This window comes from Micromonospora sp. LOL_025 (genome assembly GCF_048060285.1).
Classification (GTDB): Bacteria; Actinomycetota; Actinomycetes; order Mycobacteriales; family Micromonosporaceae; genus Micromonospora.
In genome coordinates, this window is the sequence record NZ_JBHMIR010000015.1 from 38,201 (window position 1) to 52,045 (window position 13,845).

Genomic DNA, 13,845 nt, shown 5'->3' on the forward strand with positions numbered 1-13,845 from the left:
CGATCCGGTCGCCCCGGGCGCGCAGCGACGTGCGCCCGCCGCGCCCACGGCGGACGGTCAGGTCGACACCTCGCCGTGCTCGTCGACGATGGCGGTGTCCGAGTCCTTCCACCCCTGGTTCTTCAGGCCGGCGGGGGACCGGCGGTGGTATTCGAGGAAGCCGTCCCGGTCGAGGTCGCCGAAGCGGTCGATCCAGCCCAGCACCCGCCGCGCGGTCGGCAGCAGGTCCCGTACCGTGTCGAGGTCCCCGGTCCAGGCCAGGTACTGGCCGAGGAAGACCAGGAAGTCCGGCGCGGTCGACCAGTCGCCGTGGTAGGCGGCGAACGGGTCGAGCCCGAGCGGGGACACCCGGCCCCGCCGGGCCTCGTGCAACGGCTTGCCGGGTTCCTCGTCCCGCCAGTCGTCGATGCGCCGCCCGAGCTGGTGGGTGTTGAGGCGCAGGCTGTCCGCCAGCATCGTCGGCCCGGCGAGCAGGGACTGCCACGAGGCGGTCATCGTGTCGCGGCCGAAGATCTCCTGGTAGATCGGCAGGCCGGCCATGGGGGCCGTCGGCCCGTCCGGTTCCCCCTGCGGCAGCACGGACAGGTCGTCGACCGCGCACCGCCAGGCGGCGGTGACGTCGAAGTTGCTGCTGGCGAGTCGCACGAGTTCACGAGCCAGGGTGTCGCGGGCGCGCGCCGCCGCGTCGTCCGGCTCGGCGAAGGTCGGCGGCGGTGCGGCGAGGCGCTGGCCGTCGAAGACGGGTTCGACGAGGAGTTCCACCCGGCGGGATCCCCGGGGCGGCACCGCGAGGTCGACCGTCAGGGCGGCGTCGGCGTACCGGACGGGTGTGTCGGCCCGTACGCCGATCGCCACCGCCCGGTCGAGGCCGTCGCACCGGTAGATCAGGCGAAGCTCCCGGTCCCGGTCGTCCCAGCTCGCGTCGACCGTGCCGGACTGCACCCGCCGGCCGCTCTCGGCCTCGCTGGTGTCGGCGAAGTCGGCGGCGAGGTCGATGCGCGGCCGCAGGTCCAGCGGCACGGCCGCGTAGCTGACCACGGTCAGCCGGGTGCGCAGCCCCGCGCCGACGAAACGCTCCACCAGCAGGTAGACCGCGCGGGAGGGCAGCGTGTCGCCGCCGCCGAGGGCGGCGTACGAGAGCTGGGCGTGCCCCGCCACGTTGGCCGTGCTGAACGGGACCGGCTCGCGGCCGTCCACGCTGAGCGCTCGGTGCTGAGCACCCGGGTGTTGCGGGCGAAGCCCTGCGGGTCGGCGCCGGTGATCCGGCCGCGGACGTCGGTCACCAGGGTGCTCCAGCCGCTCGCCACGTAGAGCAGGTCCGGGCGGACGCGCAGGTTCCGGACCCGGGTCATCGCGGCCGGGGCGCGCTCGGGCGGGGGCGGGCGGGGCGTGCGGGGTGCGGGTGCGGGTGCGCGAGCGTCGACAGCATCGGGTGCACCCCTCCGGCCGGCGGCTGCGGGCCGGGGGCACCGGTGGGTGCCGCCCGGGCCCGTCGGACGGCGGTCCCTACCCGCTCGCGCCGCCGCTACACCTCGTCAGTCCCGGGGCTGGCCGATGTTCACCATCCAGCCGATGCCGAAGCGGTCGACGCACATGCCGAACTCGTCGCCCCACATCTGCTTCTCCAGGGGCACGGTCACCGTGCCGCCCTCGGTGAGCTTGCCCCAGTAGCCGCGCAGGTCGTCGGCGTCGTCGCCGCTGAGGCTGACGGAGACGTTGGTGCCGGGGTCGTGCTCCATGCCGGGCGCGGTGTCCGAGCCCATCAGGGTGAAGCCCCGGTCGGTCTCCAGCATCGCGTGCATGATCTTGTCGGCCAAAGCGGGATCGTCGGTGCCCATCGAGCCGAAGGTGTCCATCGACAGCGAACCGCCGAACACGCGGTGGTAGAACCCCATCGCCTCCCGTGCGTTGCCCGGGAAGCTGAAGTACGGGTTGAGTCGAGACGCCACAGCACCCTCCTCCGGTCGTGACGGACCCATCGTCGCAGACCAGGGGGCCGACGGGGGCGAGGTGCGCCGCGTTTCGCCGGCCCGCCGGGGCGGTGCGCCCCACGGGCCGGCGGCGGTGGTCAGTGGCGGAACGACCGGCGTACGACGCCGCCGACGAGCGCGCACCAGGTGTCGACGTCCAGCTTGCCGTGGGCCGGCAGCCCGTGGCTGCGCTGGACGTCCTTGACGGCCGTCTTGGTCGGGTGGTCGTACTCGCCGGTGACGGTGACCCCGGGGTGGCCCCGGAAGTTCAGCAGGAACTGCACGGCGGTGACCGGGAGGCCGGCGGCGTCCCTGCCCAGCTCCGGCACCAGGGTCTCCCAGGTGGGCGCGGTGAGGGTGGCGTCGACGTCGACCGGGATGCCGTTGCGGTACTGCCAGTCCTGCACGGCGGCGACGGTGGCGGCGTCGAAGACGCTGTTGACCGGCACGGTGTAGCCGCGGTGGGCCAGCAGGTACTGCACCACCCGGACGGAGGGGGAGCCGACGAAGCGCCACAGGTCCGGCCAGCGGCGGGCCGGCACGTCGGCGAGGTCGGTGCCGAGCGCCTCGAAGACCCGGCGGCGCAGGGCGGGGAACTGCCCGTAGAAGGCGGCCCCGGGACACAGCGTGGTGCGGAAGTCCCAGTGGCCGAAGATGTCGTGGGCGTGCAGCCCGTACCGCCGGCAGATGGTCGCGCAGAGCGTGACCAGCGAGTCCAGCAGGGCCTCCGGCGGCGTCTCGGTGACGTACGTGCCCTCGTTCTCGATGCCGATGGCGCGGCCGTTCTCGCCCGGGCAGTGCGCCGAGATCATCTGCCGGTCGCCGGCCCGCAACCGCTCCAGGCTGCCCCGGCGTCCCTCCATGACGTACCCGCCGCGGCTGATGGTGAAGTGCTGGCCCGTGTCGGACCAGCCGTTGCCGTCCATGTGCAGGTTCTGGCAGTCGCGGGCCAGCTTGACCGCCTGCGCCTCGGAGTAGTCGGTGACGTTCGGAAACGCCATGTGGTGCACGATGATCTTGTTGGTGGGGATGGCGCTGACCGCCAGCGGGTCCGCCGGTGGGCGCGCGCCCCACTCGTCGCAGCTGTAGATCCAGTCCAGGTCGGTGCCGGGGTCCGCGTGCGCGGCGGACGGGAGGGCGAGTTGGCTGCCGACGACCGCGACCGTGGCGGCGCCGAGGCCGGCCCGCAGCAGGGTTCGACGGTCCACTGCGGAGTTCTCGACGTGCATGGCATCTCCTCTGCGGCCGGAGGTGGGGGCGGGGGCGGCCCCGTGAAAAGGAACTCCAGGCATCGCGTGTGCAGTGGAGGATATTGCCAAGACTCGGCGGTACGCCAGACCTCCGCGCCTGGCAGGATGGCGGGATGCGGCAGGGAGCGGTCGGTCACGTCCGGCTGGTGGAGCGCGAGGGGCGCCGCCTGGTCGAGAAGCGGATGACGGAACCCTCCCGCCACGACACGGAGGTGCTCGCCCTGCGGGCGCTCGCTGACACGGACATGCCGGTTCCCGAGCTCGTCGAGGTCGGGCCGGGCTCGATCCTCATGACGCTCATGCCGGGTGAACGACTGGACAGCGAGAACGCCGACGTGCGACTCGGCGGGCTCCGTGCCTCGGCGACACTGCTCCGTCGCCTCCATGAGCTGCCGCCACCTGACGGGCTGCCGCCCGCGCCGGACGACGCGCTGATCATCCGCCGCTACCGCGACGCCGGCGGCCCCCCGCTTCCGCTCGCCGTTCCACCGGCCGGTCGCACGGCGTTCTGTCACGGCGACTGGACCGACGGGAACCTCCTCGCCGCGAACGGCGACATCACGGCGGTCATCGACTGGGAGGCGGCCCACCTCGGCGACCCGCTCAGAGAACTGTCGCGTGCGGCCTGGGGCGCCGCGCGGAAGGACCCGCGGTCGTTCGACGTCCTCGTCGAGGGGTACGGAGCCGACCCGGCCTTGGTCCGGGCCTGGTTGCCGATCCACGCCGCCGAACTCTGGCTGTGGTTCGCCGAGGCCGGGCCGCCCGAGTACCTCGAACAGCTCACCGCGGAACTGCGGAACCTGCCCACGCGTGCGGACGAGACCTACGGCCCCGGACGGGTCGGCTCACCGACGTGACCGGCTAGAGCACCTGGGAGAGGAAGCGGCGTAGCCGGGGGTGCTCGGCCCGCTCGAAGATCGCGGCCGGCTCGCCGGCCTCCAGCACCACCCCGCGATCCATGAACGCCACGGTGTCGGCGACCTCGCGGGCGAAACCCATCTCGTGGGTGACCACCACCATCGTCATGCCGCCGGCGGACAGCTCGGCCATCAGTCCGAGCACGCCCTTGACCAGCTCCGGATCCAGGGCGGAGGTCGCCTCGTCGAAGAGCATCACCTGCGGGCGCAACGCCAGCGCGCGGGCGATCGCGACCCGCTGCTGCTGCCCGCCGGACAGGTGCGCCGGGCGGGCGTCGGCCTTGGCCGCGAGCCCCACCAGCTCCAGGTGCTCGCGGGCGACGGACACCGCCTCGTCCTCACCGAGCCTGCGGATCCGGCGCAGCGCGAGGGTGACGTTGCGCAGCACGCTCATGTGCGGGAAGAGGTTGAACTGCTGGAAGACCATGCCGATCCGCTGCCGCAGGGCGTCCGGGTCGTCGCCGAGCACGCTGCGCCCGTCCAGCAGCACGTCGCCGCGGTCGGGCTCGATCAGGCGGTTGATCGTGCGCAGCAGGGTGGACTTGCCCGACCCGGAAGGGCCGATCACGCAGGCCGTCGCCCCGCGTGCGACGTCCAGGTCCACCCCGCGCAGCACCCGGTGCGCCCCGAAGGCCAGGTGCACGTCGCGGACGCTCAGGCTCACCGAGGTCGTGGTGTCGATGCTCATCGCTGGTTCCCTCCCGCGGCACCCGGCAGCGCCAGGTCGAGGTCGTCGTCGGCGTCACCCGGCGCGGTGGCCTGCCGGCCGTGCCGCAGCCGCCGGTCGATCCAGTTGACGGCGTGCGTCAGCGGGACCGTCAGGGTCAGGTAGAACAGCCCGGCGAGCAGCAGCGCGGACTGGTTGCCGGTGTTCGCCGCGTAGTCCTGCCCGATCCGGAACAGCTCCCGCTGGCTGGCCAGCAGGCCGAGGAAGTAGACCAGGCTGGAGTCCTTGATGAGCGCGATCAGCTGGTTCACCCAGGCCGGCAGCACCCGCCGGATCCCCTGCGGGACGATCACCAGGCGCATCGCCTCGCCCCAGGACAGGCCCAGCGCCCGGGCCCCCTCCAGCTGCGCGGCCTCCACCGACTGGATGCCGGCGCGGAAGATCTCCCCGATGTAGGCCGCCGCGATCAGCGACAGCGCCAGGATGCCCAGGGGATACGGGTTGGGCCCCCACACCTGCATGCCCAGCGGCGCCAGGCCGACTCCGATGAGCAGGATCGTCGCCGCGGCGGGCAGGCCGCGGAACACGTCGGTGTAGACCCGCGCCGGCCACCGCAACCACCGGCTACGCGAGATGCCCGCGACGGCCAGCGCCATGCCGAGCACCGAGCCGAGCAGGGCGGCGGAGATCGCCAGGATCAGCGTGTTGGGCAGCCCCACCGTCAGCATCTCGGGCAGCGCCTCGCGCATGGAGTCTGCGTCGAAGAAGGTCTCCCACAGGGTGCTCAACCGATCCATCGTCGCTCCTACCGCCCCGCTCGCTCGTCGTCCGTACGTCTCAGGAGGTGGCCGAGGCCGACGGCACCGGTACCGCGCCGCTGCCCGGCCTGAAGTCGGCCGGGATCGGGCGGCCCGGGTAGTACTGGACCTGCAGGCGGCTCCACGTGCCGTCCGCGATCACCTCGTCGAGGCCCTTGTCCAGCGCCTCGCGCAGCTTGTCGTTGCCCTTGGCGAACGCGTACGCCGTGGGGGCCGGGCTGAGCAGCTTGGCCGCCACGGTGATCTTGCCGCCGCTGTCGGCGGCCGACTTGTCGCCGATCTCGGCGGGGGCGATCCAGGCGTCGGCCGTGCCGGCCCTGAGCTGGTTGATTGCGCCGTTGTAGTCGGGCACCCGGACCGGGTCGAGCCCTTCGCCGGTGGCGTAGTCGTCCTGGACGGTGCCCTGCACGACCACGACCCGCTTGCCGGCGAGCTGGTCGAAGCCGGTGATCGACGAGCCGGCCGGCACGTCGAGTCCGAAGTGGCCGAAGTCGTAGCCGTTGCCGAAGTCGACGGTCTTCTTCCGCGCCTCGGTGATCGTGATCGAGGAGCTGCCGACGTCGAACTTGCGGTTGTTGACCTGGGAGAGCAGAGCGGAGAAGTCCGTGCCGACGAACTCCACCTTCAGGCCGACCTTCGCGGCGACCGCGGTGAGCAGGTCGTTGTCGAAGCCGGTGAACCTGCCGTCCTTGAGGTAGACGTTCGGCGGGGCGTCGGTGAGCGTGCCGGCGCGCAGCACGCCCGGCTGGAGCAGGCCGTACGGGTTGTCGGCCGCGCCGGCCGCGTCGTCGCCGCAGGCGGTCAGGGCGGTGGCGGCGAGGACGGCGGCCACGCCGAGGGCGGCGGCCCGGGTGAGGGAGGAAAGGATTCGCACAGGTGTCTCCGAACGAGGTGTTCCGGCGGCGGGCACGGGCGTGCGTCGCCGACGGTGCGCCCGGTGGGCGTACCGCTGGGATGGGTCGTGGAAAGAAGGGGTGGCGCGGCTAGCGCGCGTCGCCGGGGCGACAGGAGGTGACGCAGACCCGCATCATGTCGATGTGGCGGCGCCGGGTCAGTGCCGGCGACGTCGGGGCCACGGCGGGGACCGCCGGTGGGGCGCAGCTGCGGAAGGACATGGCTCTCCTCGGTCGGTGCCGACCTGGGAACCAGGCCGCGCTTGCACCGGAGCCGCTCCGGTGCCTGGTCCTCACCCGGGGCACCCCTGCGCGGACGAGGGTTGCCGGCCAGCGAGCCGGGGCTTGACGCTGGCGCTCATGACCTGCCGACGAGGCTAGCAGCCCGCCACCGTGGGCCGTCCAGCCGCTATGACCACCCTCACGCGTGCTCCAGCCGGGCCCCGCTCACTCCTCGATCGCCCCGCCGACCTGCCGCAGGTGCTGCCGGAAGGTGTGGGCGGGGTCGACGGCGCGGCGGGCCAGGTAGTCGGCGAAGCCGGTCTGCTCCCGCAGCGTCTCCCCGGCGCGGATCCGCCGCGCCTGGACCCGCTCGACGGTCCCGATGCGCTCCGCCGCCGCGAACAGCTCGGGGGCCCGGCCGGCGGGCAGGAACAGCACCCCGTCGTCGTCGGCGACGACGAGGTCGTCGGCGGTCACCAGGTGCGGCCCGACCCGGGCGCTGGTGAGCGTCTCCGGCTCCCGCGGGTCGAGGCGGGCCGGGCCCGCCGGGAGGCTGCCGTAGCTGAAGACGGGCAGGCCGATCTCCACCAGCTCCGGCGTGTCCCGGTGCAGGCCCCAGACGACGAGGCCGGCGATCCCGGCCGCGACGCCCTCCAGCACCGCCAGGTCCCCGACGCACGCCTCGTCGCTCCGGCCGCCGTTGTCGATGACGAGGACGTCACCGGGGGCGGCGTTGCCGTACGCCTCCAGGAACACGTCCACGCTGCCGTGGTGGCGCACCGGCAGCGCCCGGCCCACGAGGCGGTGACCGGGGACGACCGCCCGGATCCCGGCCGGCGCCGCGCGCGGGGGCGCGCTGAGGCGTACGCAGGCGTCGGCGATCAGCGGCGTGGACAGGTCGGCGAAGCGCTCCCGCATGACGTCCTCCCGGCGGTGCGGCAAGTCGTGGGCCGTCATCGTAGGGAGCACGGGTGGTGCGGCGGCGAGGTCCAATCCGGTCCCGCTGGCTCGGCCTAGACTGTCCACGTGATCCCGCTCGAAGCCGTCGCCGCCGCCTACGGCCGCTGGATCACCCCGGTCCTGCCGTTGTACGGCAACGACCACGAACGCTCCGACTTCGCTCCCTGACCGGCCCGGCGCCCCGCCGCCCTCCGGTCCACCTCCGCCACGATCCGGGAGCGATCCGTCATGCCCACGCCCGATGGCACCGAACTCGTACCGCCCGCCGGCCGTCCACCGACCAACCGACCCACCGACCCCGACCCCACCGACCCCACCGACACCTCGGCCCTCGCCGTGCTGCGGGCGCCGCAGACCGCCCGGGTCCTGGCGGCCAGCCTGCTCGGCCGGATTCCGCTGGGCGCGGCCCCGTTGGCCCTGCTGGTCTTCGCCCGCGAGACGATGACGCTGACCGTCGCGGCCCTGCTGGTCGGCGCGTTCACCGCCGGCACCGCCGTGGGCCAGCCGATGCTCGCCCGGCTGGCGCAGCGCTGGCGGCAGCCGCCGGTGCTGTGGCTGGCCGTGACGGCGTCGACGGTCGGCTTCGCGCTCACCGCCGCACACGTCAACCTGCCGGTGACCGTGTTGGCCGCCGCCCTGGCCGGGGCGGGCGCGCCGCCCTTCGAGTCGTGCCTGCGGGTGCTCTGGCGCGACCTGCTCCCCGCGCACCGGGTGCAGACCGCGTACACCCTGGACATCGCCGTGCAGGAGACGATCTTCATCCTCGGCCCGGTGGTCACGCTCGCCGGCGTGGGCCTGGCCGGCCCGAGCGGCGGTCTGGCCGCCGCCGCGCTCTTCCAGGCCGCCGGCACCGCGTGGTTCGCCACGACCGACGCGGTCCGCCGCTGGCGTGGCGAGCCGGCGGTACGCCACTGGGCCGGGCCGCTGCGCGCCAACCGGCTCCGGCTGGTTCTGGGGGCGCTGCTGCTGGTCGGCGCGGCGGTGGGCAGCGTGACCGTCGCCGCAACCGGGTACGCCGAGTCCGCCGGGGCCCGCTCCTGGGCGGGCTGGCTGCTCGCCGCGCAGGCCACCGGGGCGCTGGTCGGCGGCCTGCTCTACGTACGTTTCGGCGGCCTGCGCCGGTACGCCACCCTGCCGCGCGCGGTCGCCGTCTTCGCCGCCGGCTACCTGCCGTTGCTGCTCACCCCGGCCCCGGCCGTGATGCTGGTGCTGATGGCCGTCAGCGGACTCGCGCTTCCGGCACTGCTCACCATCGCCTTCGTCGCGATCGACGACGTGGCGCCCGCCGGCACGGTGGCCGAGGCGTTCGCCTGGGCGGCGACGGCGTTCTCGGTCGGCAGCGCGGGCGGCGCGGCGGTGGCCGGCGCGGTGCTGGACGCGACGGGGGAGGTCACCGTCGGCTTCCTCGTCGCCCCCCTGAGCGCCGTCGCGGCGTGCGGGATCGCGCTGGTGGCCGCCCGCAGGATCGGCGGCGGCGGATCGGCGGGCTGATCCGCCGGCCCTCCGCCGCCCGGGCCCGGGCCGAGCCGGCGGGAGAGTCAGGCCGCGGCCGTAGACTCCGTCGCCGGCTCGCCCGGCTGCGCGGGTACGACCGCCGTCGGCAGCCGCGGCATCGTGAACACGAAGCGCGTCCCGTCGCGGTACCCCTCGTCCAGGCTCAACGTGCCGCCGTGGAACTCGACGACCTTCTTGCACACCGCGAGCCCGATGCCGGTGCCCGGGTACGTGCCCCGGGGGTGCAGGCGTTGGAAGATGACGAAGATCTTCTCGGCGTACCGGGGGTCGATGCCGATGCCGTTGTCCTCGACGGCGAAGGACCAGGCATCCTCGGTGCCCGTCACCGTCACCCGGATCAGCGGCGCCCGCTCGGGGCTGCGGAACTTGACCGCGTTGCCCAGCAGGTTCTGCCACAGCATGGTCAGCAGGGTCGGCTCGCCCCGCACGGTGGGCAGCGGGTCGCGGGTGATCGTCGCGCCGGACTCGTCCACCGCCCGGGACAGGTTCGCCTCGGCCTGCGCGAACACCTCGGTCAGGTCGACCTCCCGCAGGTCGCCGTAGATCCGGCCGATCCGGGAGAACGTGAGCAGGTCGCTGATCAGCTCCTGCATCCGGCTCGCCCCGTCGACGGCGAAGCCGATGTACTGCCGGGCCCGGTCGTCGAGCTGGTCGGCGTAACGGCGCTCCAGCATCTGGCAGAACGACGCCACCTTGCGCAGCGGCTCCTGAAGGTCGTGCGACGCGACGTACGCGAACTGCTCCAGGTCCTCGTTGGAGCGGCGCAGCTCGGTCGCCTGCTGTTCCAGGGCGTCCCGGTCGTGCTGGCTGCGTTCCCACGCCTCCACCACCGTGCGGCGCATCGTCTCCACGTCGCTGGTCAGCCGGGCGATGTCGGCCGGGCCGTCGGGCCGCAGCCGGTGCCGGAAGTCGCCGCCGGCCACCTGCCGCACCGAGGCGCCCAGCCGGTCCAGCGGCCGCAGCACCCGCGTGCGCACCAGCACGGATCCGACGATCCCGCACAGCAGCAGGGCCGCCAGGATCGCCACGAAGGTCAGGTCCCGCAGCGCCCGGGCGCTGTCGAGGTCGTCCCGGCCGGCGTCGCGGATCCCGTCGAGGCGGCCGACCAGCCCGGTCAGCTCGGCGCGCACCGCCGCGAAGGTCTCCGCGTCCCCGGTCACCAGCGGCGCCAGCTCCTGCGGCGTCCCGCCGGCCTGCCGGGAGGCGACCAGGCGTTCGGCGAACTCCGTGCGCCAGCGGTCGGCCAGCCGCTGCGCCCGGTCCAGGTCGCCCAGCGCCGCCGGCTCGTCGGCGAGCAGCCCGCGCAGCCGGGACATGGTCGCGCGTTCGCTCTCGACGCCCTGCCGGTACGAGTCGAGGAACCGCGGATCGGCGGTGACGACGTGGCCGCGTACGGCCGCCGCCTGGGCGAGCAGGCCGCTGTCGAGCTGGCCGACGGCCGTACGGGCCGGGGCGACCCGGTCGGCGAGGTGGTTGGAGACGGCGGCGGTGTGCCTCAGCGCGACGGCGCCGGCGCCACCGCCGAGCAGGACCAGGGCGGTCATCGTCAGCAACAGGACAGTGAGCCACCGTCGGGTCGTCATCGGCCGTCGGGTCGCTGCTTCGGGAGTCGCCTCGCTGCCCACGGCCTGCACCTTAGTCCAGCCGGCCGGGCGGAAGAGTCCAGCCGGCCGGGCGAGAGGGCGCTTGCCGGCGGGTGGTACCAGTGGCGTGTGTCCGTAACCGACCATGCCGCCACCCGCCGGGACGTCCCGGACGCCCGGGGGCCGGAAACAGCCGTTGCGCCGATGGCCGCGCCGACTCACGCGACCACAATGACCACCGGAGGCGGCCCCACCGCCCCCCGGGGCGGAGAGGTGGACGCGTGACCGGCTGGCAGGTCTCCGGCTACCGCCCGGTGCGGCAGCTCGGCGCCGGCGCGTCCGGCCGGGTGGACCTCGCCGTGCACGAGGCGACCGGCACACCGGTCGCGATCAAGTACCTCACCGGCGGGATCGGCGACGATCCGGCGTTCCGCACCGCGTTCCGCGCCGAGGCCCGGCTGCTGGCCGGGATCGACGACCCGCACGTCTCCCGCCTCTACGAGTACGTCGAGTCGCCCGGCGGCGCGGCGATCGTCATGGAGCTGGTCAACGGCGTGTCGCTGCGGCAGATGCTGCGCGCGCACGGACCGACCACGCCGGAGTCGGCGCTCTGTGTCCTCAAGGGCTCGCTGGCCGGGCTCGGCGCGGCGCACGCCCGGGGCGTCGTGCACCGCGACTACAAGCCGGAGAACGTGCTGGTCACCGCCGAGGGCGCCAGCAAGTTGGCCGATTTCGGCATCGCCATGCCGGTGGGCGAGAGCTCCGGGGTCAGCGTCACCGGCACTCCCCGCTACATGGCGCCCGAGCAGTGGACGGGCGCGCCGGCGAGCCCGGCCTGCGACATCTACGCGGCCACCGCCACCTTCTACGAGTGCCTCACCGGCCGGCCGCCCTTCGACGGGCGGGATTTGATCACCCTGCGCCAGCAGCACGCCCGCGCGCCGGTCCCCACCGAACCCGCCCCCGTGCCGGTGCACGACCTGCTGCGGTACGGCATGGCCAAGCAACCGGCCGCGGCCGCAACCCGCCCAGGTCTTCCTCGCCCTGCTGGAGCGGGTGGCGGCCGACGCGTACGGGCAGCGGTGGGAGGAGCGCGGCCTGCGCGAGCTGGCCCGGCGGGCGGCCCTGCTCGCCGCCCTCTTCCCGTTCCCCGACGGCACCGGCGGGGCCACCAGCCTGGCCAGCACCGCGTTCGGCGAGGGGTCGGGCCGGTGGACGTGGCGGCGATCCGGCCGGGCCCGCGCGGCGCTGGTCGGCGGCGGGCTGGCGGCGGCGCTGCTGCTCGGCGGCGCCGGGCTCACCTACGCCGCCGACGACGAGCCACTGCCCGCCGCCGGGCCGGCCGCATCCGAGGCGCCGACGGAGCCGACGGGCACGCCGTCCGCGCCGGCCGTCGCGCCGCCCACCCCGACGTCCGGGACGACGCCCGCGCCGACCCCTCCCGTCGCACCGGCCGCCACGACGGCGGCACCGGAGCCGGCCGGCACCGGCACGCCGACCACGCCCGCCCCCGCCTCGCCGACCGCTCCGACCAGCACCGGCGCCGTGCCGGCGGACACCGTCGCGCCCTCCGTCGGGCGGGTCGCGGCCGATCCGACCGCACTCGATCCCCGGGGCTGCCCGTACGGGCCCACGTCCAGCACGATCTCCGCGATCGTCTCCGACGATCGTACGGCGGCCGGGAAGCTGCGGGTGAGCTTCCGGTACACCCTGGACGGCCGCACCGCCGAGGTGGCCATGGCGCCCGGTGGGCGGGGGTCGTTCCGGGGCGTCCTGGGCGATCTGCCCCGGCCGGCGACCAGCACCCGGATCCCGGTCCGGGTCGTCGCCGTGGACGAGGCCGGCAACGTCTCGCCCGAGGTCTCGCCGGTCCACGTCACGCTGTACCCGTTCTGCATCCCGGGCTGAGCCCGGACACCCGGATGTTGACCACGAGGACGGAGGGCGGGCCGCCGTGACCCAGCCGAACGACCCGACCGAGGCGCTGCCCACCCACCGGCAGTCGGACGACGGCGCGGCGACCGCCCGCCTCGACGTCCACCAGCCGCAGCCACCGGCCGAGCCGACCGCGCACCTGCCCTCGCGGGACGCGACCGTGTACCTGGCCGCCGGGGAGCCGACGGCGCGCCTGGCCTCGGGTGACGCGACCGTGTACCTGGCCGCGGGGCAGCCGACCGTCCACCGCGCGGCCGGGGAGCCCACGGCGCGCCTGACCCGCGATGAGCCCACGGCGCGCCTGACCCGCGATGAGCCCACGGCGCGCCTGACCCGCGATGAGGCGACGGCGCACCTGCCCCAGGGCGAGGCGACCGTGCACCCGGTCCAGGGCGAGGCGACCGTGCACCTGGCCCACGGCGAGCCGACGATGCCCCGGCGCGCTCCGGGCGGGCAGGCCGGGCCGTGGGCGGCGGCGCAGTCCGCGCCGAGGCAGTGGAACACCGGGGCGACGGCCGTGGGAGCCGGGCACGGGACCGCGACCGGGCGTACCACCGGTTCCGCCCCGGGGACGCTCTTCGGCGGACCCACCGGCGCCGCCGCCACCGCGCCCGGCGGGGAGGTGCGGTTCGGGCCGGGTGTGCCGGCCACCCCGCCCCCGGCACCCGCGTGGCCGGCGCCCGCGCCGCCGCGGCGGCGCCCGGTGTGGCGGACGGTGACCTCGGTGCTGTCGACCCTGCTGACCGTCGCGCTGCTCGCGGTCGTCGGCCTCTACCTTCGGCAGCGGATCAGCCCCCTGGAGGTGACCGGTGTGACGGTGGCGGTGCCCCAGCCGGCAGGCGACCGGTGCGACGTCACCGTCGACGTGGTCGCCACCGTGTCGACCAACGGCCGCGCGGGGGAGATCCGCTACCGGTGGCTGCGTACCGGCAGCGCGCCCGGCAGCCTGCTGACCGAGCGGGTCGGACGCGGCCAGCGCACCGTCGAGCTGACGCTGCGGTGGGCCTTCAGCGGCGTGGGCACCACGACCGAGACGGCCACGGTCAACGTCACCTCACCGGCTCCGGTGCAGGCCGAGACCCCGGTGTCCTACGACTGCCGGCGCCGCTGACGGG

At 74.8% G+C, this 13,845-nt stretch carries 12 protein-coding genes, 1 pseudogene and 1 riboswitch; of the genes and pseudogenes, 5 read left to right on the forward strand and 8 right to left on the reverse strand.

All coding sequences use genetic code 11. The features are described 5' to 3' along the window. Nucleotides 1-57: 57 nt before the first annotated feature. From ACFHW0_RS19100 to ACFHW0_RS19110, 3 genes are all read right to left on the reverse strand, one after another. Nucleotides 58-1,197 (reverse strand): glycogen debranching N-terminal domain-containing protein, encoded by a 1,140-nt coding sequence (locus ACFHW0_RS19100; protein WP_416609444.1) that lies wholly within the window; start codon nt 1,195-1,197, stop codon nt 58-60. Nucleotides 1,198-1,535: 338 nt separating this feature from the next. After that, nucleotides 1,536-1,949 (reverse strand): VOC family protein, encoded by a 414-nt coding sequence (locus ACFHW0_RS19105; protein WP_416609446.1) that lies wholly within the window; start codon nt 1,947-1,949, stop codon nt 1,536-1,538. 119 nt (nt 1,950-2,068) lie between these two features. After that, complete coding sequence (locus ACFHW0_RS19110; RefSeq protein WP_416609448.1) at nt 2,069-3,199, reverse strand: peptidoglycan-binding protein; 1,131 nt, start codon at nt 3,197-3,199, stop codon at nt 2,069-2,071. A 134-nt stretch (nt 3,200-3,333) separates the two neighbouring features. Between ACFHW0_RS19110 and ACFHW0_RS19115 the strand changes: the two genes are divergently transcribed. Continuing rightward, nucleotides 3,334-4,077, forward strand: coding sequence for a phosphotransferase family protein (locus ACFHW0_RS19115; RefSeq protein ID WP_416609450.1), 744 nt, complete (start codon nt 3,334-3,336; stop codon nt 4,075-4,077). Nucleotides 4,078-4,081: 4 nt separating this feature from the next. Here ACFHW0_RS19115 and ACFHW0_RS19120 read toward each other — a convergent pair whose 3' ends face one another. The 4 genes from ACFHW0_RS19120 to ACFHW0_RS19135 all read right to left on the reverse strand — a co-directional run bounded on the left by ACFHW0_RS19120 (nt 4,082) and on the right by ACFHW0_RS19135 (nt 7,694). Next, nucleotides 4,082-4,825 (reverse strand): amino acid ABC transporter ATP-binding protein, encoded by a 744-nt coding sequence (locus ACFHW0_RS19120; protein WP_416609451.1) that lies wholly within the window; start codon nt 4,823-4,825, stop codon nt 4,082-4,084. Further along, nucleotides 4,822-5,601: an amino acid ABC transporter permease gene (locus ACFHW0_RS19125; protein ID WP_416609453.1), complete on the reverse strand. Its 780-nt coding sequence runs from the start codon at nt 5,599-5,601 to the stop codon at nt 4,822-4,824. Before ACFHW0_RS19125 ends, ACFHW0_RS19120 begins: the two co-directional genes overlap by 4 nt. Nucleotides 5,602-5,641: 40 nt before the next feature. Then, entirely contained in the window at nt 5,642-6,496 is an 855-nt protein-coding gene (locus ACFHW0_RS19130; protein ID WP_416609455.1) for an ABC transporter substrate-binding protein, read from the reverse strand. Between the two features lie 273 nt (nt 6,497-6,769). Continuing rightward, nucleotides 6,770-6,881: riboswitch (SAM riboswitch) on the reverse strand. An 81-nt stretch (nt 6,882-6,962) separates the two neighbouring features. Next, entirely contained in the window at nt 6,963-7,694 is a 732-nt protein-coding gene (locus tag ACFHW0_RS19135; protein ID WP_416609457.1) for an RraA family protein, read from the reverse strand. A gap of 231 nt (nt 7,695-7,925) precedes the next feature. Here ACFHW0_RS19135 and ACFHW0_RS19140 point away from each other — a divergent pair, with 231 nt between their 5' ends. Next, the gene (locus ACFHW0_RS19140) at nt 7,926-9,188 is read left to right on the forward strand and encodes an MFS transporter (RefSeq protein WP_416609459.1); all 1,263 of its coding nucleotides are present in this window, start codon (nt 7,926-7,928) and stop codon (nt 9,186-9,188) included. Nucleotides 9,189-9,235: 47 nt separating this feature from the next. Here the strand turns inward: ACFHW0_RS19140 and ACFHW0_RS19145 are convergent, their stop codons facing one another. Beyond that, nucleotides 9,236-10,795 (reverse strand): sensor histidine kinase, encoded by a 1,560-nt coding sequence (locus tag ACFHW0_RS19145; protein ID WP_416609461.1) that lies wholly within the window; start codon nt 10,793-10,795, stop codon nt 9,236-9,238. A gap of 359 nt (nt 10,796-11,154) precedes the next feature. Between ACFHW0_RS19145 and ACFHW0_RS19150 the strand changes: the two are divergent. The 3 genes and pseudogenes from ACFHW0_RS19150 to ACFHW0_RS19160 all read left to right on the forward strand — a co-directional run. Then, nucleotides 11,155-11,748 (forward strand): annotated as a pseudogene (locus ACFHW0_RS19150) (serine/threonine-protein kinase); the annotation flags it as partial. Nucleotides 11,749-11,851: 103 nt separating this feature from the next. Further along, complete coding sequence (locus ACFHW0_RS19155; RefSeq protein ID WP_416609621.1) at nt 11,852-12,703, forward strand: hypothetical protein; 852 nt, start codon at nt 11,852-11,854, stop codon at nt 12,701-12,703. A 46-nt stretch (nt 12,704-12,749) separates the two neighbouring features. Then, the gene (locus ACFHW0_RS19160) at nt 12,750-13,841 is read left to right on the forward strand and encodes a hypothetical protein (RefSeq protein WP_416609463.1); all 1,092 of its coding nucleotides are present in this window, start codon (nt 12,750-12,752) and stop codon (nt 13,839-13,841) included. The last annotated feature ends 4 nt before the right edge of the window (nt 13,842-13,845 follow it).

Bases quoted from the DNA above. Each gene is read 5' to 3' on its own strand.
- ACFHW0_RS19115 (WP_416609450.1), top strand. From the start codon at position 3,334: ATGCGGCAGGGAGCGGTCGGTCACGTCCGGCTGGTGGAGCGCGAGGGG.
- ACFHW0_RS19120 (WP_416609451.1), bottom strand. From the start codon at position 4,825: ATGAGCATCGACACCACGACCTCGGTGAGCCTGAGCGTCCGCGACGTG.
- ACFHW0_RS19135 (WP_416609457.1), bottom strand. From the start codon at position 7,694: ATGACGGCCCACGACTTGCCGCACCGCCGGGAGGACGTCATGCGGGAG.
- ACFHW0_RS19145 (WP_416609461.1), bottom strand. From the start codon at position 10,795: ATGACGACCCGACGGTGGCTCACTGTCCTGTTGCTGACGATGACCGCC.
- ACFHW0_RS19125 (WP_416609453.1), bottom strand. From the start codon at position 5,601: ATGGATCGGTTGAGCACCCTGTGGGAGACCTTCTTCGACGCAGACTCC.
- ACFHW0_RS19110 (WP_416609448.1), bottom strand. From the start codon at position 3,199: ATGCACGTCGAGAACTCCGCAGTGGACCGTCGAACCCTGCTGCGGGCC.
- ACFHW0_RS19140 (WP_416609459.1), top strand. From the start codon at position 7,926: ATGCCCACGCCCGATGGCACCGAACTCGTACCGCCCGCCGGCCGTCCA.